This window comes from Corynebacterium testudinoris, from assembly GCF_001021045.1.
In the GTDB taxonomy this organism is placed as follows: Bacteria; Actinomycetota; Actinomycetes; order Mycobacteriales; family Mycobacteriaceae; genus Corynebacterium; species Corynebacterium testudinoris.
In genome coordinates this window covers 1062608-1088687 of the sequence record NZ_CP011545.1, presented here as the reverse complement: position 1 = coordinate 1088687, position 26080 = coordinate 1062608, and the positions used below count along the sequence as shown (strand labels likewise).

At 64.3% G+C, this 26080-nt stretch carries 22 protein-coding genes; 10 read left to right on the top strand and 12 right to left on the bottom strand.

Annotated features, from left to right (window positions below; genetic code table 11):
- Positions 1-10 precede the first annotated feature (10 nt).
- From CTEST_RS05285 to rho, 8 genes are all read right to left on the bottom strand, one after another.
- Positions 11-262 carry an ATP synthase F0 subunit C gene (locus CTEST_RS05285; RefSeq protein ID WP_047252860.1) on the bottom strand — a complete coding sequence of 84 codons (252 nt, stop codon included), beginning with the start codon at positions 260-262 and terminating at the stop codon, positions 11-13.
- A 95-nt stretch (positions 263-357) separates the two neighbouring features.
- Positions 358-1155, bottom strand: coding sequence for a F0F1 ATP synthase subunit A (atpB, locus tag CTEST_RS05280; RefSeq protein WP_047252859.1), 798 nt, complete (start codon positions 1153-1155; stop codon positions 358-360).
- 459 nt (positions 1156-1614) lie between these two features.
- On the bottom strand, positions 1615-2040 hold the full coding sequence (locus tag CTEST_RS05275) for a hypothetical protein (RefSeq protein ID WP_047252858.1): 426 nt from the start codon (positions 2038-2040) through the stop codon (positions 1615-1617).
- Positions 2041-2067: 27 nt separating this feature from the next.
- A complete protein-coding gene (locus CTEST_RS05270) occupies positions 2068-3246 on the bottom strand; it encodes a glycosyltransferase family 4 protein (RefSeq protein ID WP_047252857.1) in 1179 nt (392 codons plus the stop codon).
- The gene (locus tag CTEST_RS05265; RefSeq protein ID WP_047252856.1) at positions 3247-3906 is read right to left on the bottom strand and encodes an L-threonylcarbamoyladenylate synthase; all 660 of its coding nucleotides are present in this window, start codon (positions 3904-3906) and stop codon (positions 3247-3249) included. It lies immediately after the preceding gene.
- 41 nt (positions 3907-3947) lie between these two features.
- Positions 3948-4784, bottom strand: a complete 837-nt coding sequence (prmC, locus tag CTEST_RS05260) for a peptide chain release factor N(5)-glutamine methyltransferase (protein WP_047252855.1) — start codon at positions 4782-4784, stop codon at positions 3948-3950.
- Positions 4785-4788: 4 nt separating this feature from the next.
- Positions 4789-5862, bottom strand: coding sequence for a peptide chain release factor 1 (prfA, locus tag CTEST_RS05255; RefSeq protein ID WP_047252854.1), 1074 nt, complete (start codon positions 5860-5862; stop codon positions 4789-4791).
- The gene (gene rho / locus CTEST_RS05250; RefSeq protein ID WP_047252853.1) at positions 5862-7781 is read right to left on the bottom strand and encodes a transcription termination factor Rho; all 1920 of its coding nucleotides are present in this window, start codon (positions 7779-7781) and stop codon (positions 5862-5864) included. The genes prfA and rho overlap by 1 nt, the downstream gene beginning before the upstream one ends.
- A gap of 344 nt (positions 7782-8125) precedes the next feature.
- On the opposite strand from rho, the gene CTEST_RS05245 reads away from it, so the two are divergent.
- From CTEST_RS05245 to mobA, 5 genes are read left to right on the top strand one after another with little or no spacing between them, the layout of a single operon-like run.
- The gene (locus CTEST_RS05245) at positions 8126-9862 is read left to right on the top strand and encodes a long-chain fatty-acid--CoA ligase (protein ID WP_047252852.1); all 1737 of its coding nucleotides are present in this window, start codon (positions 8126-8128) and stop codon (positions 9860-9862) included.
- A 58-nt stretch (positions 9863-9920) separates the two neighbouring features.
- On the top strand, positions 9921-11021 hold the full coding sequence (moaA, locus tag CTEST_RS05240) for a GTP 3',8-cyclase MoaA (RefSeq protein WP_047252851.1): 1101 nt from the start codon (positions 9921-9923) through the stop codon (positions 11019-11021).
- A 10-nt stretch (positions 11022-11031) separates the two neighbouring features.
- A complete protein-coding gene (locus CTEST_RS05235; RefSeq protein WP_047252850.1) occupies positions 11032-12273 on the top strand; it encodes a molybdopterin molybdotransferase MoeA in 1242 nt (413 codons plus the stop codon).
- Positions 12274-12311: 38 nt separating this feature from the next.
- Positions 12312-12782: a cyclic pyranopterin monophosphate synthase MoaC gene (moaC, locus tag CTEST_RS05230; RefSeq protein ID WP_047252849.1), complete on the top strand. Its 471-nt coding sequence runs from the start codon at positions 12312-12314 to the stop codon at positions 12780-12782.
- On the top strand, positions 12779-13354 hold the full coding sequence (gene mobA / locus CTEST_RS05225) for a molybdenum cofactor guanylyltransferase (RefSeq protein ID WP_269082330.1): 576 nt from the start codon (positions 12779-12781) through the stop codon (positions 13352-13354). The genes moaC and mobA overlap by 4 nt, the downstream gene beginning before the upstream one ends.
- Here the strand turns inward: mobA and CTEST_RS05220 are convergent.
- Genes CTEST_RS05220 through CTEST_RS05210 form a run of 3 tightly spaced genes read right to left on the bottom strand, consistent with a single transcriptional unit; the run spans position 13351 to position 17067 of the window.
- Positions 13351-14739: a multicopper oxidase domain-containing protein gene (locus CTEST_RS05220; protein WP_047252848.1), complete on the bottom strand. Its 1389-nt coding sequence runs from the start codon at positions 14737-14739 to the stop codon at positions 13351-13353. The genes mobA and CTEST_RS05220 overlap by 4 nt on opposite strands.
- The gene (locus tag CTEST_RS05215; protein WP_047252847.1) at positions 14736-15959 is read right to left on the bottom strand and encodes a hypothetical protein; all 1224 of its coding nucleotides are present in this window, start codon (positions 15957-15959) and stop codon (positions 14736-14738) included. Before CTEST_RS05215 ends, CTEST_RS05220 begins: the two co-directional genes overlap by 4 nt.
- Entirely contained in the window at positions 15952-17067 is a 1116-nt protein-coding gene (locus CTEST_RS05210; protein WP_236686148.1) for a hypothetical protein, read from the bottom strand. Before CTEST_RS05210 ends, CTEST_RS05215 begins: the two co-directional genes overlap by 8 nt.
- 81 nt (positions 17068-17148) lie before the next feature.
- On the opposite strand from CTEST_RS05210, the gene CTEST_RS05205 reads away from it, so the two are divergent.
- Together CTEST_RS05205 and CTEST_RS05200 are read left to right on the top strand one after the other, a co-directional pair.
- The gene (locus CTEST_RS05205) at positions 17149-17394 is read left to right on the top strand and encodes a DUF2249 domain-containing protein (protein ID WP_047254239.1); all 246 of its coding nucleotides are present in this window, start codon (positions 17149-17151) and stop codon (positions 17392-17394) included.
- Positions 17395-17424: 30 nt separating this feature from the next.
- Positions 17425-18693: a DNA methyltransferase gene (locus tag CTEST_RS05200; protein ID WP_047252845.1), complete on the top strand. Its 1269-nt coding sequence runs from the start codon at positions 17425-17427 to the stop codon at positions 18691-18693.
- On the opposite strand, the gene CTEST_RS05195 is transcribed toward CTEST_RS05200, so the two are convergent.
- Entirely contained in the window at positions 18690-19169 is a 480-nt protein-coding gene (locus tag CTEST_RS05195; RefSeq protein WP_047252844.1) for a molybdopterin-binding protein, read from the bottom strand. The genes CTEST_RS05200 and CTEST_RS05195 overlap by 4 nt on opposite strands.
- Positions 19170-19378: 209 nt before the next feature.
- On the opposite strand from CTEST_RS05195, the gene CTEST_RS05190 reads away from it, so the two are divergent.
- Genes CTEST_RS05190 through narH form a run of 3 tightly spaced genes read left to right on the top strand, consistent with a single transcriptional unit; the run spans position 19379 to position 26079 of the window.
- Positions 19379-20713 (top strand): nitrate/nitrite transporter, encoded by a 1335-nt coding sequence (locus CTEST_RS05190; RefSeq protein ID WP_047252843.1) that lies wholly within the window; start codon positions 19379-19381, stop codon positions 20711-20713.
- A gap of 39 nt (positions 20714-20752) precedes the next feature.
- A complete protein-coding gene (locus tag CTEST_RS05185; protein ID WP_047252842.1) occupies positions 20753-24478 on the top strand; it encodes a nitrate reductase subunit alpha in 3726 nt (1241 codons plus the stop codon).
- Positions 24478-26079, top strand: a complete 1602-nt coding sequence (gene narH / locus CTEST_RS05180; protein ID WP_047252841.1) for a nitrate reductase subunit beta — start codon at positions 24478-24480, stop codon at positions 26077-26079. The genes CTEST_RS05185 and narH overlap by 1 nt, the downstream gene beginning before the upstream one ends.
- The last annotated feature ends 1 nt before the right edge of the window (position 26080 follow it).

Genomic DNA, 26080 nt, shown 5'->3' with positions numbered 1-26080 from the left:
CCGCTCGGAATTAGAGGCTGGAGAACAGGAAGCCAGCGACCAGGCCGATAAGAGCCAGGGCCTCAACGAAGGCGATGCCCAGGAACATGGTGGTACGCAGCTGGCCGGCCATCTCGGGCTGGCGAGCCATGCCCTCGAGTGCCTTACCAACGAGGATGCCGATGCCCAGGCCCGGGCCGATGGTGGCGATGCCGTAGCCAATGGCGCCAAGGTGTGCAACCTGAGCAGCATTCTCAGTCTGAGCCAGGATGATCTCGTTCATGAAAGTCGTTCCCTTTCTAGGTGCCCGGTGTAGTTCGCCGGGACTTGAAGTGATTCTGTGGGGTTATTCAGTTGGCCGCGTTGATTCGCGACTTGTCAGTGCGAGTCCGCATGCAGCGACAGTTCGATGTACACCGCCACCAGCAGGGCGAAAATGTACGCCTGCAGGAAGATAATGATGCACTCGTAGAGCGTGAAGAGGACTGCTGCCAGGATGGTCACACCAGAAAGTGCAGTCCAGCCGTTCATCTGCCAGAAGAAGAAGTTCGTGGCGGAGTACAGCAGAACCAGGATCAGGTGTCCCGCAAGGAAGTTCGCCATGAGACGAAGAGCGAGAGTGACCGGACGCATGATGAAGGTTGAGAAGAACTCAATCGGCACCACTAGGAAGTGGAGAACCAGCGGCAAGTTCGGGATGACCACGGAGGACTTCATGAACTTACCGAAGCCGTAACGCTTAGCTCCGGCGTAGATCATGGTGAAGTAGCCCAAGATGGCCAGCGCGATCGGCATACCGATGCGGGCGTTGGCCGAGATGTTCAAGCCCGGAATAATCGTCGACACATTCATGAAGAGGACGGCGAAGAAGATGGTGGCGATGACCGGCAGGAACCGGCGGCCTTCCTTCTTGCCAAGGATGTCCTCAGCGATGTGGATGCGGACGAAGTCCATTGCGAGTTCTGCAACATTCTGCAGGCCCGACGGAATCAGCTTGGGATTCCGGAAGGCGACAAGGAAAAGGACGACCAGAATTGCTGCCATCAGAAGACGGACCAGCATCAGTCGATCCAGTGCGAACCACCCGTTAGCGAAGTCGTTAAACAGGATTTGGCCGTAGTATTGCCCCGGGAAAAATTCCGAGTCCAGATCGGGTGCGTGAAATTCACCCTTCATGGACAGTGTTGTAACGCTCAGCGTTCTCTCCCGTGTTCGGGCCGTGTGGATTGTCACTTCCAGCACGGTGCGATGGACGTCTGAAAAACTCTTCTGACACCACCACGGACTCCGTCGCACATCAGCGAGGTGGCGCCAGGGGACCACAGACCGGTTGTATGCCCTTCCCGAAGGAGGCCACTGAACTTGCCGGGGTAACCCGCAGGACAGCCTATCAGTCGTGCCCGGGTTTCTCGCACCCTGGTCCGTTGTGTTTTCACCCTCCCCCGAGGCCGTCGATCCACCCCGGCCAAAAACCCCCTGTAACTGGGAATTTTCCCCCGCCTGTAAGGTCGATCACACCATAATGTGTTCAACCTCCGACGGGGGTACCCACCCCCAAGCCAGATAAGCGGGGGTAAAGTGCCTGCGCTTTCCCTCCCCCGCCGATGGAGCTAACTATCAGACCTTTTGCGGCGGTCAGTTGACGTAGGTGACCCGCGCGGTGATGACACCCCACACCTCGGTACCGAGGACGACGATGAGCGCGATCACGGTGGTAACGAACAAGGCGGTGCGGTCGTAGAACGTCATGTCGCGGAGGACGAAGAGGACGACGAGCAGGACGACGATCTTGAGCAGCCAGCTGCCTAACACCACGGCTCCGGTGGTCGCGGCACTCGTCGACGAGGTCATGAGAACACTGAGCGCGGTGAGCAGAACAAAGCCGCCACCAATGGCAGCTCCGATGAGCACGCCCCAGATGCCGGGCAGATCGCGCAGTGCCCCCCAGAGGACCAGGGAAATCACCGTGATAGCGACCAGAGCGATGGAGCCGAAGCGCACGGCTCGCAGGAGTGGTCGCCGGGGGTCGTCGTACTGGGAGACAGAAGCGGTGGATTCCATGAAGCGACATCCTACCGCCCCGCTCACTCACGGGGCCGATGGATCCTGGTCAATGACCACGCGGGTGGGTGGAACCTGGCGTCCGAGTTTGCCGGCCCGCAGAGGAATGAGGGTGACGCCGAAGGCGACGAGGAAGGCGAGGAACAGCAGGGCGAGGGCGTAACGGGCCGGGATGATGGAGAAGCTCACGGCGCCGAAAGCGACGACACACACCCACATGTTGAGCACAAGGACGGTGCGGCGGTGGGTATGCCCGAGGGAAAGCAGCCGGTGGTGCAGGTGCATTTTGTCCGCGGAGAACGGTGAGGTGCCGCGGGAGAGGCGTCGCAACACGGCAAGCACGAGGTCAAGCACGGGCACGAAGACCGCTGCGGCGACAACGATGATGGGGCTCATCAACGCAACGATGTCGGCGGTGCCGTAGAGCGACATGTTGATCTTGCCCGAGGCGGAGGTGGAGGCGGCGGCGAGGAGAAGCCCGATGAGCATGGACCCTGAGTCGCCCATGAAGATGCGCGAGGGCTCGAAGTTGTGGGGCAGGAAGCCGAGGCACACGCCCACGAGCCCGGCGGCGATGATGGCCGGCGGATAGGCGGACACAGCACCACCCTGGTCGTGGAGGACGGTGAGGGAAAAAACCAAGATGGCGGCGCCGGCGATCATGCCCAGTCCCGCGGCGAGGCCATCGAGGCCGTCCACGAAGTTGATGGCGTTGACCAACGCCACGGTGAACAAGGTGGTGATGATCGTGGCTTGTACCTGGTCGAGCACGACGGTGGTGCCGTCGCCGATCGGCAGGTACAGCAGCGTCCACGACAGGCCCAGGATGCTCATGATGATCGCCGAGAGCACCTGGCCGATGAGTTTGGTGATCGCGTCTAGTTCATATAAATCGTCCAACACCCCGACGAGGACGATGGCAAATGCAGACCAGATGACGGCGTTCATTTCCGGGGTGATCGGCATGAACCCGCGGGTCAGCGCGGGTAGCTGGGCGGCCAGGAAGACGGCGGCGAGGAACCCGGAGAACATGGCCACGCCCCCGAGCCGGGGCGTCGGCTGCTTGTGCACGTCGCGTTCTCGGATCTCGGCCACGCGACCGGACCGGACCATGATGGAACGAATGACCCCGGTGGCCAGGTAGGTTATCGCCGCGGCGACGAGGATGACCAGCCCCAGTTCGCGCAGCGGGACACCCGCTCCCATTTAGGCGGTTCCCCGCAACGCCTCCGCTGACATGCCGAGGACCTCCCCGATGCGCTCGGCCGTGATTGCACCTTCGCGCAGGATGTGCGGGGCCGGACCGGACAAATCAATGATCGTGGAGGCCTCGCCGACGGGGGTCTCTCCCCCATCAAGGTAGACCGACACGGCGTTGCCCAGCTGTTGCTTGGCGGCGATGGCGGTGGTGGGCGGCTCATGGCCGGAGATGTTGGCCGAGGACACAGCCATCGGGCCCACCTCCCGGAGCAGTTCTATGGCGACGGGGTGCAGCGGCATGCGCACCATGACGGTGCCCCGGGTATCACCGAGGTTCCACGGCAGGGACGGCGCCTGCGGCACGACGATGGACAGGCCACCTGGCCAGAACGCCTCGACGAGGGCCTCGGCCTGCGGGGTAAATTCCCGCACTAGCCCTTTGACGGTGTCCCAGGAGCCCACGAGCACCGGCACGGGCATGTCCGGCCCGCGCTTCTTGGTGGCCAAGAGGGTGGCCACCGCCTCGTTGTTAAAGGCATCGCACCCCAGGCCGTAGAGGGTATCCGTGGGCATGACGACCAGCCGTCCGCTGCGCGCAGCGTCGACAGCGGCACTCATGCCCTCAGCGCGAGTGACCTCATCGGCGCAGGAGTAGATCCGGCTCATAGGTAAATCCTCAGTCCTTATGTGGGTGTAGGGGGAGGTTATCAGTCTGACAGCTTACTCGCTGTGACAAACCGGGCCCGTCCAGTGAGGTCGCGGAGCACGGAAATCTGCTCAAATCCACCGTGCTGGCTCAGCACTGCTTGGACCTCGTCGGAGGTGGAATCGTCGTGCTCGATGCCGACGGCGGCACCGGGGCGTAGCAAGCGATGGATGAGCTCGACCATGTCGGTGATGATGTCCATCCCGCTCGGGCCGGCAAACACTGCCTCTGGGGGATCGGCATACACCTCCGGATCGAGATCCAGGGTCTCGGGAACGTAGGGCGGGTTAGTCACCACCAGGTCCACCGTTCCGTGCCACTGACGAAGGGTGTCGGGGTCAGTGACATCGCCCTGGAGCATGTCAACGCCCGTGCCCGCCGCATTGCGGCGCGCATAGTCAAGGGCTACAGCTTGCTTGTCGACGCCCGCGACTTCCGCGGCAGGGCACGCCGCCGCAATGTAGAGGGCAAGTGCACCGGAACCGGTGCACAGGTCAACGACCCGCGGGGCGTTCATCAGGGCCAACTGGCGCACCCCCCAATCGGCGAGGACTTCCGTCTCGGGCCGGGGAATGAACACGCCCGGCCCAACAGCGAGATCAAGCGGGCCGAATGGGGCGGTGCCCAGGATGTGCTGCAGCGGTTCGCGCCGCTCCCGGCGCTCCACCGCCTCCCAAAACCCCTCCGGGACGTCGGTACGCCCGTGCAGATCCAGCTGGCCGACGCCGTGGAAATGGGCGGCGATGAGCCGCGCGTCGACCTCCGGGGAGGCGACGCCTGCAGCGGACAGTCGCTGCGCGGCGTCGATAAGCGCGGCGCGAAGCGCCTGACCCTCCATCGACCTACTCAGCCTCGAGCCGATCGGCGCGCTCGGAGGCCTGCAGCGCGGTGATGAGATCACCGAGGTTCCCATCAAGCACGGAATCGAGGTTGTTGGCCTTGAAACCGATGCGGTGATCGCTGATGCGATTCTCCGGCCAGTTGTACGTGCGGATACGCTCCGAACGGTCCATGTTGCGCACCTGCGCAGCACGTCCCTCAGCGGCCTCGGCGTCAGCCTTCTCGCGCTCCATCTGCTCCAAACGGGCCTGCAGCACCTGCATGGCGCGCGCCTTGTTCTGGATCTGGGAACGTTCCTTCTGACACGTCACCACGATGCCCGAGGGCAAGTGGGTGAGGCGGACGGCGGAGTCCGTGGTGTTCACACCCTGACCACCCTTGCCCGAGGAACGGTAAACGTCGACGCGCAGATCCTTCTCATCGATCTCGACGGCACCCGGCTCATCGGTCTCCGGGAAGACCATGACGCCGGCGGCCGAGGTCTGGATGCGCCCCTGGGACTCGGTCACCGGAACGCGCTGGACGCGGTGGACGCCGCCCTCGAACTTGAACACGCTCCACGCACCATCGCGGCCCGCATTCTTCGCCCGGAAAGACAAGGTGATGTCCTTGACTCCACCAAGGTCCGACTCCGACAGGCCCAAGACCTCCCAGGTCAGACCATTCTTATCAGCGTAACGCTCATACATGCGCGCCAAGTCACCGGCGAAGAGCGCAGCTTCCTCGCCACCAGCACCGGCCTTGATCTCCATGATGATGTCATCGGCGTCATGGGGATCGCGCGGAGCCAACAGATCAGCGAGCTGCTCCTCCAACGCAATGGCCTCCGCCTCCAGGCGCTCGGCCTCGACCTTGAACTCATGGTCCTCATGGGCCATCTCGCGGGCTGCCTCCAGATCACCCTTGGTCTCCACCCACTGGGAGTTGACCTTGATGATCGGCTGCAGCTCGGCGTAACGCTTCGACAGCTTGCGGAACAGGGCTTGATCCCCCGCGGTCTCCGGGTCAGCCATCTGGGCCTCAATGCCCTGGTACTCCGAGACGATGTCGTCTACGGCAGAAACCCGGTTAGTCATTAGGAATAGTCCTCCTCGTCCTTATCCGCAGCCATCGGAGCGGAAGATGCAACCTGCATGAGGAACTCACCGTTGCTCTTCGACTTCTTCAGCTGCTTAATCAGCAAGTCAATGGCCTGTTGCGGGTCCAATGCCGAGAGGATACGCCGCAACTTGTGCATGATGCGGACCTCTTCCGGGGCGAGCAGCAACTCGTCCTTGCGGGTACCCGACGGGTTGACATCCACGGCCGGGAACACCCGGCGCTCCGAGATCTTGCGATCCAGCTTGAGCTCGGCGTTGCCGGTGCCCTTGAACTCCTCGAAGATAACCGTGTCGCCGGCGGAACCGGTCTCCACCATGGCGGTGGCGATGATTGTCAGCGAGCCACCATTTTCGATGTTGCGGGCAGCACCGAGGAAACGCTTCGGCGGGTACAGGGCGTTGGAATCCACACCACCGGAAAGGATACGGCCCGACGCCGGGGAGGAGTTGTTGTACGCACGACCCAGACGGGTGATGGAGTCCAGCAAGACCACGACGTCCTTGCCCTGCTCCACGAGGCGCTTCGCGCGCTCAATGGCCAGCTCAGCGATAGCGGTGTGCTCTGACGGCGGGCGATCGAAGGTCGAGGCAATGACCTCACCCTTGACGGAACGCTGCATGTCCGTCACTTCTTCGGGGCGCTCATCGACGAGCACGACCATGAGGTAGCACTCCGGGTTGTTCGTCGAGATCGCGTTGGCGATGTTCTGCATGATCGTCGTCTTACCGGCCTTCGGCGGGGAGACGATAAGCGCACGCTGGCCCTTACCAATCGGCATGATGAGGTCAATGACGCGGGTGGTGAGGATCCGGGGATCCGTCTCCAGGCGCAGACGCTGGTTCGGGTACAGCGGAGTCAGCTTGGCAAACTCCGGACGGTTACGAGCCTCGTCGACCGACAGGCCGTTGACCGTCTCAACCCGGACGAGCTGGTTGTACTTCTGGCGGTTACGCCCCTGGCCATGGGTCTGCTGAGCACCCATCTTCACCTGGCCGGTAACGGCGTCACCGGAACGCAGGCCGAAGCGGCGGACCAACTGGTTGTTGACGTAGACGTCCGCGGAAGAAGGCTGGTAGCCCGTGGTGCGGACGAACGCGGCATTGTTGTCGAGGATATCGAGGATGCCTGCAACATCTTGCAGCTCGCCGCCGCCGTCATTGTGCTGATCCGGCTGGTTGCCCTGCTGATTGTTGTCGTTGAAGTCGCTTCCGCCCCCACGGTTGCGACGATTGCGACGGTTGCGGCGACCGCGGCGGCCTTCGCCATCCTCATTCCGGTCGTTGCGATCATTCCGCTCATTCCGCTCGTTGCGGCTGTTGCGATTATTGCGGTTGCCGCGGTTGTCCCGGCCCTCGCGGTTCTCGCGCTGATCGTCGGCGTTTGAGTTGTTGGAGTTATCTTCTACAGCACTATCGGCATGGACGGCGTTGTCACGCTTTTCCGGCCGAGAGTCCTGCTGCTGCTCCTCGCGCTTATCCCCGGAGTCCTGGGAATCCTGCTGGCTGTGGCGGGCGCGGTTGCGGCGGGCCCGGCGGGCAGCGGAACGCGACTCATAGCGGCCCTCATCGGAGCCATCCTGTGAGTTCTCCTGGGAGCCCTGGCTATCGCCGGACTGGGCGGGCTCGTCCTGCTTCGCAGGCGCAGCGGCCTGGGGTGCTTCCTTTTTCGGCGCCGCAGCCTTCGGCGTGTCGGCCTTCTCAGCGCGGGCCTTTGCTGGCACGGATCCCGATTGGATCGCGGCGATGAGGTCCCCCTTGCGCAGCCCGGAGGTTCCCTTAAGGCCCTTATCGGCTGCGAGTTTCCGCAGCTCAGGGAGCTTGAGGGACGCCAGGTTGGGCTGGTCGCTTCCTCCCGCGGCGGTACCGGCGGCGGGGGTGGTGTCCGTTGTGGTCACGGATGTCCTTTCATTGCTTGACCAGCCGCGAATGTGGAAGTAAAAGGTGCGGTACGCGCGCGGCTGGAAGCCTTCATGTTGAATTGAGCGACTCTACGCGTCCATGACCGACGCACTTTCGCGTTCGGAAACTTTGGCTACGGAGCCGTACTTCAGTGGTGATTAGACCGAGCCGGATCAGGTACCTCACAGCCTGACCCGACAGTGCATGACGGTGACGAGGGAGTGGGCGGACGCTACATCCTGGTGGATCGGGGTCTACAAGGTAGCCCCGTCGATCTTTGGACAGTGTAGCGCATCTGTCCGACATGTCCGCATCAACGCGCCCGGCTAGAGTATGGGACATGCTCTCCACCATGCAGAATGTTCCCCTGTCGATTGCGCGCATTCTGGAGTACGGCTCTACGGTTCACGCCTCGACCAAGGTGACGACGTGGCGGACTGATTCCGCCGAGGAGTCTACTTTTGCGGATATTCGCGCCCGAGCAGCGGCTTTTGCGCACGCTCTGCACGATGAGCTGGGGATTACTGGGGATCAACGGGTGGGCTCCTTCCTCTACAACTGCGCCGAGCACCTGGAGGTCCAGTTCGCCGCGGCCTGCAAGGGCGCGGTGTTTACCCCGTTGAACAAGCAGTTGATGACGGACCAGATCCGGCACATCATCAATCATGCCGAGGTGGAGGTCATCGTCGCGGATCCTCGCTTGGCGGCGTCGCTGGGCAAGGCTCTCATCGACTGCCCGACGGTGCGGGCGGTTGCGTTCACGGGGTTGCCGCTCCTGACTGAGCTGGCAGAACTACTGCCCGATGGCATCGATGTTTACTCCTACGAGTCGCTTCTCGACGGTCGCGCGACCCGCTATGACTGGCCCGTCCTTGATGAGAACACTGCGGCGGCCATTTGTTATTCCACGGGCACCTCCGGTGCACCGAAGGGCGTGGCTTATTCTCATCGTTCGATCTACCTGCAGGCGATGGCCTTGCGCACGACAGATTCGCTGGCGGTGTCCAATGGTGAGTCGTTCTTGTGCTGCGTGCCCATTTATCACGTCTTGTCCTGGGGCGTTCCTTTCGCAGCGTTCATGTCCGGCACTCCCCTGGTCTTTCCCGATTCGGATGTGTCCGCCCCCACCCTCGCTCGCCTCATCGCAGCCGTCCATCCCCGCGTGGCCACCGGAGTTCCCACCCTGTGGATCCAGCTCATGGTCCATTACCTGCACAATCCCCCGGAGCGGATGTCGCTCACGGAGCTGTATGTGGGCGGCTCGCAGGCTCCGCCGATCCTCATCAAACTGTGGGAGGAGCGTTACGGCGTCGACGTGGTCCACCTGTGGGGCATGACGGAGACCTCGTCGGTGGGGACGATCGCCCGCCCGCCGTCAGGCTCCTCGGGTGAGGCACGCTGGGCTTATCGCATCAGCCAGGGCCGATTTTCCAACCTGTTGGAGTATCGCGTGGTCAATGATGGCCACGTTGTGTCCTCCACCGACCGCAATCAGGGCGAGATCCAGGTGCGCGGCAACATCGTCACCGGCTCCTACTATCACTCCCCGGCGGAGGAGGATCACGGCGCCGCCAGCCGTTTTCGCGGCAAGGAGGTCGATGACGCCGAGCAGCTGTTCACGGCCGATGGGTGGCTGCGCACCGGCGATGTCGGTTCCGTGAGCGCGGACGGCTTTCTCACCGTGTCGGACCGCGCGCGCGACGTTATTCGATCCGGCGGCGAGTGGATATATTCGGCGATGCTGGAAAACCTCGTCATGGATGCGGCAGAAGTCGTCGAAAGCGCCGTCATTGGCTACCCGGATGACAAATGGGGCGAGCGCCCCCTGGCCGTCACCGTTTTGCACTCGGATGTGGAGCCCACGGAGGAGACAGCCGAGAAGCTCCGCGAACGCCTGCGTTCTAGCCTGCCGGGGTGGATGTTGCCGGAGTACTGGACTTTTGTGAAGGACATCGACAAAACCTCGGTGGGCAAGTTCGACAAGAAGGACTTGCGAAAGCACCTGGAGCAGGGCGAGTTCGAGATCATCAAGCTCACGGGCCCGGGCGAGAAAAGGATCACATCCCCCGAGAATTAACACGGATGAACCCGTGGGTATTTGCTTCCTGGCGCAATGTTCCTAGGATGGGAAGAACATGACTACGCAGCTTCCCCTCCCCCGCTTCCAGGCGGCACCTCCACCACCGCGGATCGACGGCGCTACCAAGCTCGTTGATACGTACGGTCGGGTTGCCCGGGATATGCGCGTCAGCCTCACCGACCGCTGCAATCTCCGCTGCACGTATTGCATGCCCGCCGAGGGCCTCGAGTGGCTGCCCACGGAACTAGCACTTACCGACGCTGAGACCATCCGCCTCATCACCATCGCCGTCGAAAAGCTGGGCATCCGCCAAGTGCGCTTCACCGGCGGCGAGCCGCTGCTGCGCAAGTCGCTGGCAGACATCATCGCCGCCACCACGGCGCTGCGCACCGACGAGGGCGTGGCCCCGGCGACGGCCCTGACCACCAATGGCCTGGGGTTGGACCGCCGCCTGCCCGCGCTCATCAGCGCGGGCCTCGACCGCGTCAATATCTCCCTCGACACCCTGGACCGTGAGCGCTATCACCGGCTCACCCGGCGCGACCGGCTAGCCGATGTCCTGACCGCCATCGACGCCACCATTGATGCTGGCTTGCATCCCGTGAAGCTCAATTCGGTCATCATGCCCGGGGTCAATGAGGACGACATCGTGCCCTTGGCGAATTTCGCCTTATCCAAGGGCGCTCAGCTGCGCTTTATTGAGCAGATGCCGCTCGGGCCGAGGGACAAGTGGCGCCGTGAGGACATGGTCACCGCCGATGAGATCCTCGAGCACCTGCGGACGGCCTTTGACTTGACTCCAGCCGAGGAGCCGCGGGGGGCGGCGCCGGCCGCCCTGTGGCGGGCCCGGAGCCGGACGACGGACGGCGACCCCGGCGGCGCGGATAAGCAAGGACTCATCGGCGTCATTGCGACGGTGACCAGGCCTTTTTGCGGGGATTGCGATCGCACGCGCCTGACCACGGACGGGGCGATTCGCACGTGTTTGTTCTCCCGTTCGGAGACGAGCCTGCGCGATCTCATGCGCTCGGGTGCCAGCGATGACGAGTTGGCTGCCGTGTGGGCGGGGGCGATGTGGGGCAAGTTGCCCGGCCATGGCATTGATGATCCGGGTTTCCTCCAGCCTGATCGCCTCATGTCCGCCATTGGCGGCTAGGGTCGAACGCATGCGGTCGATCACCGAACATCTGGCGGAAGTCCTCGCCCTCGCGGTCCCCCGCTCGGCCACGCCCGTGCTAGCGACCGAAGCCTTAGGGCGGGTGTTGGCGGTGGACGCCGTGGCCACGCTACCCGTGCCGCCTTTTTCCAACTCGGCAATGGATGGCTTTCTCGTCCATTCGGCCGATGTGCCTGCGGGCGAGGAACCGTGGACCGTGCCGGTGGTGGGAGACGTTCCGGCGGGTTCGGGGCCGGTCACTGTTCCCCCTGGGCACGCCGTGCGCATCATGACCGGCGCGCCGATCGGGCGCGATCACACGGGCCTGCGCGTCATCCCCGTCGAGGACACTGACATCCCACCCGGCCCGGTGCCCCTGCCTACGGAGATCACCATCGAGCGCGTGCAGGAGCACCGTACGCACATCCGCCTGCAGGGCGAAAACACGCAACCGGGCGACACGATTATCCCGGCTGGTGCGCTGATCGACGCCGGCGCGATCGCCGCCGCCGTCTCCTGCGGCATCACCCACCTCAGCGTCTATCCCGCCCCCCGCGTTGCGGTCCTGTCCACCGGCGACGAGCTTGTTCCCCCCGGGGTCACGCCCGGTCCGGGCCAGCTTCCTGATTCCAATCTCCCCATGGTCGAGGCTCTGGTTGCCACCTGCGGGATCACGGCTACCGCCGTGCACGCTGGCGATGGCGACGAAGCAACTGCCAGGATTCTCGATGAGCTCTGCGCCACCCACGACCTCGTCATCACCACCGGCGGGATCTCCGCGGGCGCATTCGATGTGGTCCGCGCCGTCACTACCGGTGAGGGGATGTGGTTCGGGCACGTCGCCCAACGCCCCGGCGCCTCCCAGGGCCTGGGCCGCCGCGGCGAAGCAGTGTTGCTGTGCCTGCCCGGCAATCCCGTCGCAGCGTATGTCTCCTTCTGGCTCTACTTCCCGCCCCTGCTCTCAGCACTGGCGGGGGCAGCGACGTCGACAGACATCTGGACCCGCCCCCACGTCATCGCGCGCGTGGCCGACGGCGTGACGCTGCCGTCTTCTCCCGATCGAGCCTTCCTCGCCCCCGTCCGGTTGACCTATGACCGAGACGGCGTGGTGGCGGCTCCATTCAATCGTCGGGCCACCGGCTCCCACCTCGTCGGTTCCCTGGCCACCACCAACGGCCTGGCGGTCGTCGAGCCCGGGGCTGAGAAACCCACTCCGGGCAGCTCGATCCGCGTTCTGCTCCTCGGCGCCTAACTACCTGGCACCCAACTACTTACTGTAAGGAATAGCGAGTGAAGTTCACCCACCTCAACGACGCTGGCACGGCCTACATGGTCGATGTCACCGAGAAGTCCCCCACCGTCCGTTCTGCCACGGCGCAGGGGGAGGTTGCCTGTTCGCCGGAGGTGTTGCAGGCGCTGCGCGACGGCACTGTCCCCAAGGGCGATGTCCTCGCCGTCGCGCGGATCGCGGGAATCTCGGCGGCGAAGAAGGTCCCGGACCTGCTGCCGCTCGCGCACACGATTGGGGTGCACGGGTGTGTGGTGGACCTATCCATCGAGGACGATCACGTGTTCATCTCGGCAACGGTGCGGACCGCTGATCGCACGGGCGTCGAGATGGAAGCCCTCACCGCCGTCACGGTCGCGGCGTTGGCCGTCATCGACATGGTCAAGGGCGTGGATCGTTCTGCCGTCATTCGCCGGTGCGGGATCGTGGCCAAGTCGGGCGGTCGATCCGGGGATTGGTCGCGGGAGCTGTGAGCCTCGGCGTCATCATCCTCGCGGGGGGCCGCAGCACCCGTATGGGCGCTGACAAGGCGACAGTGCTTCTCGACGGCCGCCCGCTCATCACCATTCTCCTCGCCTCGCTCGGGCGCGTCCCCGGCGTCGACCAGGTTGTCGTCGTCTCCCCCTCCCTCACGCTGGAGGGGGTCACGGTGGTCTCGGAGGACCCGCCTTTCAGCGGTCCCGTCGCGGGGATCGCCGCGGGTGCGGACGCCCTGTCCGAAGTTGACCTGGTGGGCGTGGTGTCCGTAGATGCGCCTGATGCCGCGGCCGCCCTGCCGCAGTTGGTGCAGGCACTGGAGGTGGACGCTGATGCTGACGTCGCCGTCATCCGCGCCGCCGATGGCTACCTGCAACCTCTTTGTGCGGTGTGGCGCATCGCGTCTTTGGCCCGCGCGCTGGCGTCTCTGTCCTCGGTCCGGGATGTGGCTGCGAAGAAGCTCCTCGCGGGTGCCGAGGTGATCATCGAAGTGCCCGGCGACGGGAGCGAGCGCGACTACGACACCGCCGCTGAGCTGGCTGAACGCGGCGAGGTCGACTTCGCTTAACTGACCTTGATGGTCCCGTGCTGGCCCTTCTCCGCGTCCGTCATGAGGTGGTTGACAAAGGTGTAGCTCCCCGGCTCGTCGAAGGTGACTTCCACGAACCCGCCCTGTGCGGGGAGGAGTGGGAGGACTTGGGCTCCGGTGTCCTGGTCCAGGCCATGGCGAATGGTGTACTGGCCTTCGGTGAATACCGTGTCAAAGACGGTGCCGACGATGTGGAAGGCCAGCGGGTTGTCCGGGCCGACGTTGAGCACCCAGAAGCGGGCCCGCTGCCCCACCTTCAGTTCGATGGGGCGGCCATCGTATTGGTTGGGGAAGCCGTTGAAGGCGGTGAGGTCGTAGGAGCCGGCGGTGACGCGGTCGGCATCGGCACCCGTGGCCTCCGCCCCGAGGAAGACCTCACTGGCCACCAGCGCGTATTCGCTGTCCACCGTGTCTAGTCCCTCCGGTGGGTCAATGATGACCGCCCCGGCCATCCCGTTGGCGATGTGGAGGCTCATCGGTGCCGTGGCGCAGTGGTACATCCAGATGCCGTAGCGGCGGGCCACGAACTCGTACACCAGGCTCTCACCTGGGTTGATGGTGGACATGGGGGCGTCGGGGCTGACTTCTCCGGCGTGAAAATCGACGGAGTGACCCATCGAGCCTTCGTTTTTCAACGTGATGCGGAAGGTGTCGCCGACCTTGCCTCGCAGGGTCGGACCCGGGGCTTGGCCGTTGAAGAGCCATTGCAGTTGGCGATGACCAGGGGCAACTTCCCGGATCTCCTCGGTGACGGTCATCTCCACGTCGTGGACCGTGCCGGTGGGCGCGGGATCGAGTTCCGGGTCGCGCCAGATCGCATCGGTGATCTCGTGGGAGAGGCGTTCGGCGGAACTGGGGACCTCGACCAGCGAGTCGGTCGCCGGGGCCTCCGCCGCACTGACAGCGGACCCGGTGACCACGACGTCGAACACCATGCCCTGGGATTTGTGTCCGGCGACGGTGCAGTAGCCCTGGGTGTTGTCCGTGAAGACCCCAGCATCGAGGGTGACCGTGTCACCTGGGTCAATGAGCGGGGTGGTCACTCCGTTGAGGGTGAGGTCGTGGCGCTGGTTGTCATCGTTGGTCAGCTGGATGGTGAGCTGGGTGCCCGGGGGAACCTCGATGCGATTGGGAATGTACGCCATGCCCTCAATGCGCACGTCCGCGGTCATCGATCCGGTGGCGACGGCGGTGGGAGCCGAGGTGGGTGTGGGGTTCATGACCCGGGTGGTCAGGGTGACGCCGAGGATGACCACGGCCGCGATCGCGACGCCGATGATGAGCCAGGACGCCCACGACGACGTCTGCTGAGCATCCGCCCCGGAGCTGTTGCCGGAGTGAGGTGCGCCCAAGGGGATGGTCATGAGGATTCCGATCGATGGTGAAGGAGGACGGCGACGGCGAGCGAGCCCACGTGGGCGACAAGGCCAAGGCCGAGGAGGAGGAAGCCGGCGGTGCGGGAGGGGCCGGCGTCGATAAGCAGCAGGAGCAACGCTCCGAGATTGACCAGCAGGACTCGTGCCACCCCGCCGTAGTCGGCGGCGGCCTTCGCGCGGAGGACGCGGGCGCGGCCGCCCGCGAGGAGGACGGGCAGCAGATGATGCAGCACTCCGAGGATGAGCTGCAGGAGTCCCGCCCCAAGGAACACGGGAATGAGCAGGAGGGTGATCATCCGGGGGTCGGCGCCGGTGATGTTGCTGGCGGCATCGGCGGCACAGACCGCAATCATCCACAACAGACCGGCGGTGACGCTCAGCGACGCCGTGGTCCAGCCCGCTCCACCCGTGAGCACCGCCGACAGCACCGGTTGCAGGATGAGAAACGCTGCGGCCACCACGACGAGTTGGAACATCCCCGCCCACACGGCGTGTCCCAGCATCTGCGCCACGATGACCGCGCTGAGTCCAAGGCAGTGCACGATGAGCGCCCTCGTGCAGCGGCGGCGAGCGAGGTCGCTGATGCGGGTGCCGGACAACGTGGGCAGGAGAGTAACCATGGTGCCCAACACTGTGAGCCAGGCGAAACCCCAGATCGCGGCGCGCGAATGGGCGGCGATCATGTCGGAATAGGTGCCCACTCCCCGACCCGCAAAGTTGCCCAAGAGCCCCGCGACAACGAGGAAGGCGGCGGCCGCGAGATAGAACGGCACGGTGACGGCGAACTGACCGGCCAAGCTGCGTCGCAGGTGGCGGTACACCACCACCATGTGCCAGATGAAGGCGCCGATGACGAGGGTGGCCGCGAAGTCCGCGAGCGCACCCCAGTCATAACCGGCCTTACCGATGATGAGCAGGATCAGCCCGACCTGAACGAGGCCAACGCGGATGCTTAAGCCCCGGACGTCGTCGGCGGCGGTGCGGGTCAGCGCCTGCGTGAAGTGGGTGGAGTAGATGAGGATGGCGGTGGCCACGACTCCCAGGGTGAAGGAGTGGACGCTTACCCACCAGCTGATGGGGGCGCCGAAGGATCTGGCGATGGCGATGCCCACTCCCGTGAGCAGCCACAGTCCGATGAGGGCGGCGGCCCAGGTGTGCCAGCGGCTGCGTGCTCGGAGGGAGACATCGGAAAGCGTGAGATCAGCCACGAGCAGGCCGCCTTGTCCTTGTGGTGATGAGGATGACGCTGGTGAGAGCGAAAAGCAAGATCGCGAGGACGTTGATGATGCCGCCGCTCACCCATGCGGTGTTCGCTGCGCGGAGGTCCGCGATTACCCGCACAGCCAGTCCGCCGTGGAGCAGGACCACGGGTACGTACAGCGCCGGGTGGAAGGGAATGGTCCGGCGGATGACCCCGCCGAGGATGAAGGGGGCGTGGGCAAAGATCATGGAGACGACAAACCCCAAGAAGATGGAGTGGACCGCGGCGTCGTGCAGGTGCCCGGCGCGGGTGTGCCCGAATCCGATCCACAGCAGCCCGGCGACGGTGAGCCAGGCGTAGCCCAGCAGCATGCAGATGGCGGTGTAGCGGGGCAGCTTCCCGGCGTGGACGAGGCGTCGGGCGGCATCGACGCGGACGGTGACTAAGGCGGTGGCTATCAGCAGCACGCCCATGCTGAAGAACCCGACCTGGGGGCTCAAGGCAAACACCAGGGAGGACACCACGAGGGCGATGATGAGCGAGGTGATGAGTTTTTCTGCAGCGGTTCCGGTAAAGGAGACGCGGGCGAGTTCCATGCGTTCGCCGATGATCGTCGCGACGGCGAAGACCACGGCGAAGGGGACAACGTCGGCGAAGTCGGCGCCACTGCCCCACGTGACCGCAGCCATGACTCCGCCGATGACGCCGCTGGCTTGGACGAGTAGGGACAGGCTGGCTTGGCGCTGGTAGATGAGCACGTACACGGCCCCGAGGACGAGGAAGGAGATGGTGAAGGCGGCGGCGGGGACGGCGCGGGGGAAGCCAGCTAACACGGTGACCACGCCGAGGGCATTGGCGATGGGGCCAGCCCAGGCCCAGGTAGTTTTCGCTGCGACTGTTCTCTCGAGCCCGATGGCGCCGCCAACGAAACCGAAAACCATGAGCGGCCCGTGGTCTTCGCCCAGGGAGGCGGCCGGGGTATCGGTCCAGATTCCGAGGAGCGTTAGCCCGGCCACAAGCCCGGTGAGCATGGAGGCACCGGCGAAGGCCAGCAACACTCCTCGCGGCCAGATGGGGGCTCGCCCGGTGGGTCCGCGGCCCTGCTTATTTTTCACGGTTTTCATCGTACTAAATCTGCTCTAGGGTGGAAACTGACCATCCACCCTCTTTTCCAGAAAGGCACCCACCCCATGGGCATGCAGCTTCCCCTCTCCCAGGACATCCCCACCCTCAACGCCTCGCAGATCCCCCACGCCGTGCGTCACGGCGCCATCCACGGGGCACTCGATACCCGCCAGGTCGGTGAATCCATGATCCTCATCGCCCCGCACAACCCGCTGCCGCTGCTGCAGGAAGTGGACAACCGCGCGGAGGATTTCGAGGTCACCTACCTCCAGGAGGGCCCCGAGGAGTGGCACCTGAAGTTCACCCGCACGGCGTAGCCGCCGTTTGTCGGGACTAGAATCGCAGGCATGTCCCAGTCGCCGGAGGTCAGACTCACCTGGTCCCACCCCGGCGATGCCTCCCCCGATGAGGCGGGCAGCTATCAGCTGAGCGGGCTCACCAGGTATTCGGCTGAAGGCACGGAAGCGGTATCCGCGTTCGACCCCGCCGACAACCTCATCCTCCGCGGCGATAATCTCCCCGCGCTGCAGGCGCTGCGCCCCCACGTGGCGGGCAGCGTTCGCCTCATCTACATCGACCCGCCGTACAACACCGGCAGCTCCGATTATCTCTACGCCGACAAGCGCAGCCGGGCTGATTGGCTGAGCTTCATGCAATCCCGGATCGACGCCGCCTTGCCGTTGCTTCGCGACGACGCCGTGGTCATCGTCCAATGCTCCTTCCACCAATCGGCCTACCTCGAGGTCCTGCTCGATCAGACCGAAGGGCTGCACAAGGTCGCCGTCATTCATGCGCTGGTCCGCCACCCCGGCCGGGCCCTCACGGCCGATAAGCAATTCAACGATGTCGTGGAGCAGATCCTCATCTACGCCACGAGCCCAGCCTTCCGCATGCCGGGCCAGCTCCGCGAGCGCGATCTCGCCGACTACCGCTGGGAGGTCGAGGTCACCGGCCCCGGCACACCGATGCTTCTCGACGGCCGCGCCTGCACCATCTACCCACCCCAGTCCTGGCAGGCAATCGACGTCGGCCCCGGCCAGGGCACCTTCCGCACCCACTCCATCCGCGGCACGCTGCGGGAGAAAAACTCCTCGGGGCGGTTCTGGGTCGCGAATCTGGAACCGCTGGACTTAGCACCCCTCACGCTTATCCGCGTCCCCGGCATCGGCGCCGATGGCCTCGGCCACCGTTTCTTCCACACCCCCAAACCGGGCAATCGCAATGGCTCCTACTTCCAGGGCGTGCCGGAAGGTTCGACGCACACGCGCATCCCCTACCCCAACTTCCTCGACGTGCACGAGGCATACAACAAGGTCGCCGCCGAAGGGGGCGTGAGCTTTCGCAACGGCAAAAAGCCCGAATCGCTCCTACGCCAGCTCATTGAGATGTTCACCGAACCCGGGGATGTGGTCCTCGACTATCATCTCGGTTCCGGGACCACCGCGGCTGTCGCCCATAAGCTGGGCCGCCGCTACATCGGGATCGAACAGCGCGAATGGGTGGAAACGATCGCCCTGGCCCGCCTGCGGGATGTCATCGCCGGGGAGCAATCCGGCATCTCAGCCGATAGTGGCTGGCAGGGCGGCGGGAGCGTCGTCTACGGGGAGTTGCGTTAGCTTAAGCGCTCAAAAATGTTGGGCAGCAAAGGCACCACGACGCCGAGGGTGTCCCGGACCGCGCCTTTCGAGCTGGGCGAATTGATGATGAGGGCATCATCGGGGCCGCGCCCGGTGAGTCCGATGAGGGCTCGCGAGAGTCCCGCGCACGGCGAGTGCGCCAGGCCTTCGAGCAGGATCTGCGTCATCAATCCCGTGAGCACGACGGCGAGCAGCGGCTCGGTGGCCTCCGGAGTTTGATTGCGCGGGCCTAGGCCCGTGCCGCCGACGGTGAGGATGAGGCGGTGGTGGTTGGCGCGGGCGTCGGCAAGCGCGGCCGAGACCGCCTCGAAGCCTTCCTCGACGATGACGATGTCTCCCGCGATGCCCGCTTCGGCCAGCAGTCGCTGGGCGAGCGGGCCGGAGGCATCCTCCCGCTCGCCGCTGCTGACGCGATCCGAGGCGACGATGATCACCGCGGTGAGGGTGGTTCCCATGATGAGTCCTGTCTGTGGTGGGGTGGGCGCCCGATCGAGCTACCAGCGACGTCGTGAATTTTAGTCAATTCCGCAACAGATTCATGCCCTAAATAGTTAATCACTATTCGTGTTAATTAATAGACATCGCAGGTCAGAGCCTATACCGTGTAATTAACAAACGTCCAGCATTAACTAATCATCCACCCCTTGTGACGAGTGAGGAATTCATGTCAACAGCCCTCAACACCGAAGGCCGGGTCCTCCATGGCTGGGACCCCGAGAAGGAAGAAAACTGGGACTCCGGCATAGCCTGGCGAACCCTCTGGATCACCACCTTCACCCTCTTCATGGCCTTCTGTACCTGGTACCTGGTATCCGCCATCGCCCCAGTGCTCAACCAGATCGGCTTTGATCTCTCCACCTCCCAGCTCTACTGGCTCACCTCCCTGCCCGGCCTCGCCGGCGGCCTCCTGCGCCTGGTGTTCATGTTCCTCCCACCCATCCTGGGCACCCGGAAACTCATCTCCATCTCCTCCCTCCTGTTCGTCATCCCCATGCTCGGCTGGTTCTTCGCCGTCCAAAACACCGACACCCCCTTCTGGTGGCTGCTGTGCCTGGCCTTCCTCGCCGGTATCGGCGGCGGAGTGTTCTCCGGCTTCATGCCCTCTACCGGCTACTTCTTCCCGAAGCGCCTAGCCGGTACCGCCCTCGGTCTGCAGGCCGGACTGGGCAACTTCGGTGTCTCCTTCATCCTGCTTGTCGCCCCGTGGCTCATGGGCGTGACCCTGCTGGGCATCGGCTTCATCGCCCCGCAACGCACAGGCGATGGCGAACTCTTCGTCCACAACCCCGCCATCTTCATGGTGCCGTGGGCCATCGTCATGGCCATCGTCGCCTGGGTGTTCCTCAAAGATGTTCCCGTCAAGGCGAACTTCAGGCAGCAGATGGACATCTTCAGCAACAAAAACACCTGGATCCTCACCATCGCCTACCTCATGACCTTCGGTGCGTTCTCCGGCTTCGCCGCCCAACTCGCGCTGATCATCAACAACGTCTACGGCCGCAATTCCGAGTTCGCCGCCACCTACGCCATCGAAGACCTGCCCAAGGGTGCCGCGTTCGCCTTCCTCGGCCCACTCATCGGCTCCCTTGTCCGCGCCGCCTGGGGCCCCCTGTGCGACCGCTACGGCGGAGCCATCTGGACCTTCTTCGCCGGCGTTGGCATGACCATCTCCACCATCGTCGCCGCCCTCTTCCTCACCCCCGACTCCCCGGATGACTTCTGGTGGTTCCTCGGCGCCATGCTCTTCCTGTTCTTCTTCTCCGGCGTGGGCAACGCCTCCACCTTCAAACAAATGCCCATGATCCTGCCCAAGCGCCAAGCCGGCGGCGTCATCGGCTGGACCGGTGCCATCGCCGCCTTCGGCCCCTTCATCGTCGGCGTCATGCTCTCCATGATCGCCCCCTCCACCTTCTTCTGGGGCTGCGTCGTCTTCTTCGCCTTCGCCACCACCCTCGTGTGGATCTACTACGCCCGCCCCAATGCCCCATTCCCCGGTTAACTCACCTCCCCCGAGCTACCGAAAAGGACTACCCATCCCATGACTACCACCGCCAACCCGCTGTTTAAGTTCGGCAGCTACCTGCGCAAAGGCCAAGTCTCCGACAGCGGCCAGCAGCTCTTCCTCAAGGGTGGCCGCCAAGCCGACATCTTCTACCGCAACCGCTGGTCCTTCGACAAGATGGTCCGCTCCACCCACGGCGTCAACTGCACCGGCTCCTGCTCCTGGAAGGTCTACGTCAAAGACGGCGTGATCACCTGGGAATCCCAGGCCGTGGACTACCCCACCACGAGCCCGGACATGCCGGACTATGAGCCCCGCGGCTGCCCCCGCGGCGCCTCCTTCTCCTGGTACACCTACTCCCCCACCCGCATCCGCTTCCCCTACGCCCGCGGCGTCCTCGTGGACATGTACCGCGAGGCCAAAGCCCGCCTCGGCGATCCGGTGCTGGCCTGGCGCGAGATCGTGGAAACGCCCGAGAAACGCCACGCCTACGTCTCCCAGCGCGGCAAGGGCGGCCTCATCCGCATCTCCTACGAAGAGGCCATCGAGATCGCGGCAGCCGCCCACACTTACACCATCCGCCAGTACGGCCCGGACCGAGTGGCCGGCTTCACCGTCATCCCCGCGATGTCACAGGTCTCTTACGGCGCCGGTACCCGCTTCCTGCAGATGATCGGCGGTGTCGCCCTCTCCTTCTACGACTGGTACGCCGACCTGCCACCCGCCTCCCCGCAGACCTTCGGTGACCAGACCGACGTCCCGGAATCGGGCGACTGGTACAACTCCTCCTACCTCATGATGTGGGGCTCCAACATCCCCGTCACCCGCACCCCGGATTCCCACTTCATGGTGGAAACCCGCTACAACGGCACCAAAGTTGTTGTCGTCTCGCCCGACTTCGCCGACAACACCAAGTTTGCCGATGAATGGCTGCGCATCGATCCGGGTACCGACGCCGCCCTGGCTTTCGCCATGGGACACGTCATCCTCTCGGAGTTCCACGTGGCGAAGAAGACCCCCTTCTTCCTCGACTACATGCGCAAATACACCGACTCGCCCTTCCTCATCTCCCTCGACGAGCGCGAGGATGGCTCACTGACCCCGGGCAAGTTCCTCACCGCCTCGCTGCTCGATGATTCCCACGCCGAGCTCCGCTCCACACCCAACGCCTCCCACCGACTGCTCATGATGCAGGCCGATGGCGCCATCGTCGATCCGGGCGGAACCCTGGCCGATCGCTACGGCGACGACGGCACCGGCAAGTGGAACCTCCGCCAAGACGGCGTGGACACCGTGCTATCCATCGCCGATACTGAGGACTTCTGCACCACCGAGATCCTCCTGCCCCGCTTCGACCTCGACGCCGACCCCGACGATGTCAACGGCACCGGGCCCATCGGCGCCGGCATTATCACCCGCGGCGTCCCCTACCGGGTCGTCGACGGACACAAGGTCACCACCGTCTTCGACGTCATGCTCGCCCACTACGGCGTGCCCCGCCCCGACCTCGATCTCCCCGGCCAGTGGCCCACTGACTTCCACGACGCCACCTCGCCGGGCACCCCCGCCTGGCAAGAGGAACTCACGGGCGTGCCCGCCAACGCCGCCATCCGCATTGGCCGCGAATTCGCGCAGAACGCGGTGGACTCCAAGGGACGCTCGCAGATCATCATGGGCGCGGGCGTCAACCACTACTTCCACGCCGACAGCATCTACCGCACCTTCCTGGCCCTGACCTCCATGTGTGGCACCCAGGGCGTCAACGGTGGCGGTTGGGCGCACTACGTCGGCCAGGAAAAACTCCGGCCGATGAACGGCTGGTCGCAATACGCCTTCGCGCTGGACTGGCAGCGCCCGGCGCGCCAGATGATCACCACCGGCTTCTACTACCTCACCACCGATCAGTGGCGCTACGACAACTCCAAGGCTTCCCGCCTCGCCTCGCCGTTGGCGAACCGGGGTGTCGTGGGAACAAAGTCCTTGTCGGACACCCTCATCGAATCGATGAAGCGCGGTTGGATGCCTTCCTACCCGCAGTTCAACCGCAACCCCCTCCTCCTGGCCGACGAGGCAGCCGCAGCCGGCATGGATGTCAAGGATTACATCGTCGACCAGCTGGAATCCGGTGAGATGCAGTTCGCCTGCGAGGACCCGGATGCCCCAGAGAACTGGCCGCGCATCTTGCTCAACTGGCGCACCAACCTCATGGGTTCCTCCGCCAAGGGCACCGAGTTCTTCCTGCGCCACATGCTCGGCGTTGATTCTGATGCCACGGCCACCGAACTCACCGCGGATGAGCGCCCCGAAACGATCACCTGGCGGGAGAAGGCCCCCGAGGGCAAGCTCGATTTGATGCTCACGACGGACTTCCGCAACACGTCGACGACGCTGGTCTCCGACATCGTCCTCCCGGCCGCCACGTGGTACGAGAAGCACGATCTGTCCACCACGGACATGCACCCGTTCATTCACTCCTTCAACGCGGCCATCAACCCGCCGTGGGAAACGCGCACCGATTTTGAGGTCTTCCGTGACCTGTCCAAGTCCGTCGCCGAGCAGGCAGTGAAGTGGCTGGGCACCCAGACCGACATCATCACTGCTCCGCTGGGACATGACTCGCCCGACGAGTTGAACATGCCGAACGGCATCGTCCCTGATCTCGCGGAATCCGGCCTCGTGCCCGGCACGACGATGGCCAAACTCGTTCCCATCGAACGTGACTACACCAAGATCTACGAGAAGTGGACGCACCTGGGTCCGCTGACCGGCACGCTTGGCACCGGTGTGCACGGCACGGCCTACAACGTCTCCCAGCAGGTGAAGGAGTTGGGGCTGATCAACGGCACCAGCGAGACTTCCATTGGTAATCTGCCGGACCTCGACACCGATATCAAGGCCATCGAGATGATCTTGCACCTGTCTGGCGTATCCAACGGCGAGGTAGCCAAGGAGGGATTTACCAACCAGGGCAAGCGCGTCGGCGCCGACATGTCCGACCTCTACGCCGGAAACGAGAGCACCCACATCGGGTGGGACCAGATCAAGGAACGCCCCACCGAGGTCATTACCTCACCGGAGTGGACCGGTTCCAAGAAGGACGGGCGACGCTACACCGCCTTTTCCATCAACATCGAATACGACAAGCCCTTCCACACCCTGTCTGGTCGCATGCATTACTACCTGGACCACGATTGGTTCCTCGACTACGGCGAGGCCCTGCCGGTGTATCGCCCACCGTTGGATCGCCTGCACCTCAACGGGGAGACGAACCCCGGCCAGCTGGTCAAGGGCGAGGACGGTAACCCGGAAGTCACCGTCCGCTACCTCACCCCGCACAACAAGTGGTCCATTCACTCGCAGTACTTTGACAACCTCCACGTGCTCTCCATCTCGCGGGGCGGCCAAGTGGTGTGGATGTCAGACAAGGACGCCGCAAAGATCGGCGTCGCGGACAACGAGTGGATCGAGGTCTACAACCGCAACGGCATCGTCTCCGCCCGCGCCATTGTCACCCACCGCATCCCGGAGGGCACGGCGATTATGAACCACGCCCAGGAGCGCACCGTTGGCACCCCGCTCAATGAGAACACGGGCCGCCGCGGCGGAACCCACAACTCCCTGACCCGCATCATGATCAAGCCGATCCACGTGGCGGGCGGCTACGGCCACCTGACCTACGGCTTTAACTACATCGGCCCCACCGGCAACAACCGCGACGAGGTCACCCGCATCCGTCGCCGCTCCCAGGAGGTGCAGTTCTAATGAAGGTTATGGCTCAAATCGCCATGGTCATGAACCTGGACAAGTGCATCGGCTGCCACACCTGTTCCGTCACCTGTAAGCAGGCGTGGACCAACCGTGAAGGCACCGAGTACATCTGGTTCAACAACGTCGAAACCCGACCCGGTGTAGGCTACCCGCGCGGCTGGGAAGACCAGGATAAATGGGAGGGCGGATGGACCCGCACGTCCTCGGGCAAGCTCAAGCCGCGCGCCGGTGGGCGCCTGTCCAAGCTGTTTAACATCTTCCACAACCCGAAGCTGCCGACCATCCAGGACTACTACGAGCCCTGGACCTACGAGTACGACAAGCTGCTGCAGGCGCCGAGCAACCAGAACACCCAGCCCACGGCACGCCCGGTTTCCCAACTCGACGGCAGGAACATCGACACGATTTCGTGGTCATCGAACTGGGACGACAACCTCGGCGGCTCCTCGGCCACGATGGATGAGGATCCGGTTCTGCACCAGATGAACCTCACGGTGCAGAAGGAAATCGAAGACTCCTTCATGTTCTACCTGCCGCGCATTTGCGAGCATTGCCTCAACCCGACCTGCGTGTCCTCCTGCCCCTCCGGTGCGATGTACAAGCGCACCGAGGACGGCATCGTGCTTGTCGACCAGGATCAGTGCCGTGGCTGGCGCATGTGCGTATCCGGGTGCCCGTACAAGAAGGTCTACTTCAACCACAAGACCGGCAAGGCCGAAAAATGTACGTTGTGTTACCCGCGCATTGAGGTCGGCCAGCCCACGGTCTGCTCCGAGACGTGCGTCGGCCGCCTGCGCTACCTCGGCGTGTTGCTTTACGACGCCGACCGGGTCGCCGAGGCTGCCGCCACCGAGAACCCGCAGGATCTGTACGAGGCACAGAAGGACATCCTCCTCGACCCGCACGATCCCCGCGTCGTGGCCGCCGCCCAGGAAGCGGGTATCCCGCATTCCTGGATCGACGCCGCGCAGCAGTCCCCCATCTGGGATCTCATCTTCACCTACGAGGTCGCTCTGCCACTGCATCCGGAATACCGCACCCTGCCGATGGTTTGGTACATCCCGCCGCTGTCCCCGGTCGTCGACGCCGTCACCGCCTCCGGCAACGATGGCGAAGACCACAAAGTGCTGTTCACCGCCCTATCGACGATGCGCATTCCACTCGACTACCTCGCCGGATTGTTCACGGCGGGCGATACCGCACCCGTCGAACGGTCCCTGCGCCGGCTCGTGGCCATGCGTTCCTACATGCGTGACATCAACCTGGGCAATGAACCACGGGAGGAGATCGCCGCAGCTGTCGGGATGACGGGCAAGGCCGTGCAGAAGATGTATCGCCTCCTGGGCATCGCCAAATACGACGATCGCTACGTCATCCCCACCGCGTCGCCAGAATCCGCCCGCGGCATCACCTCCCTCGACCCATTCGGGGACGTCGATCCTTCGGACCCGACGCTGCAATTCCCGGACCTCGGCATGGGCGCCCCGGAGGCCTGCACCACGCACGCCGCGGAGCCGAGCGGGAAGGTGTCCCTGCTGAGCTGGACGGGAGATCGCCCCTCCGGGATGTTCCCACCCCGCCACGAGGAGCCCTGAC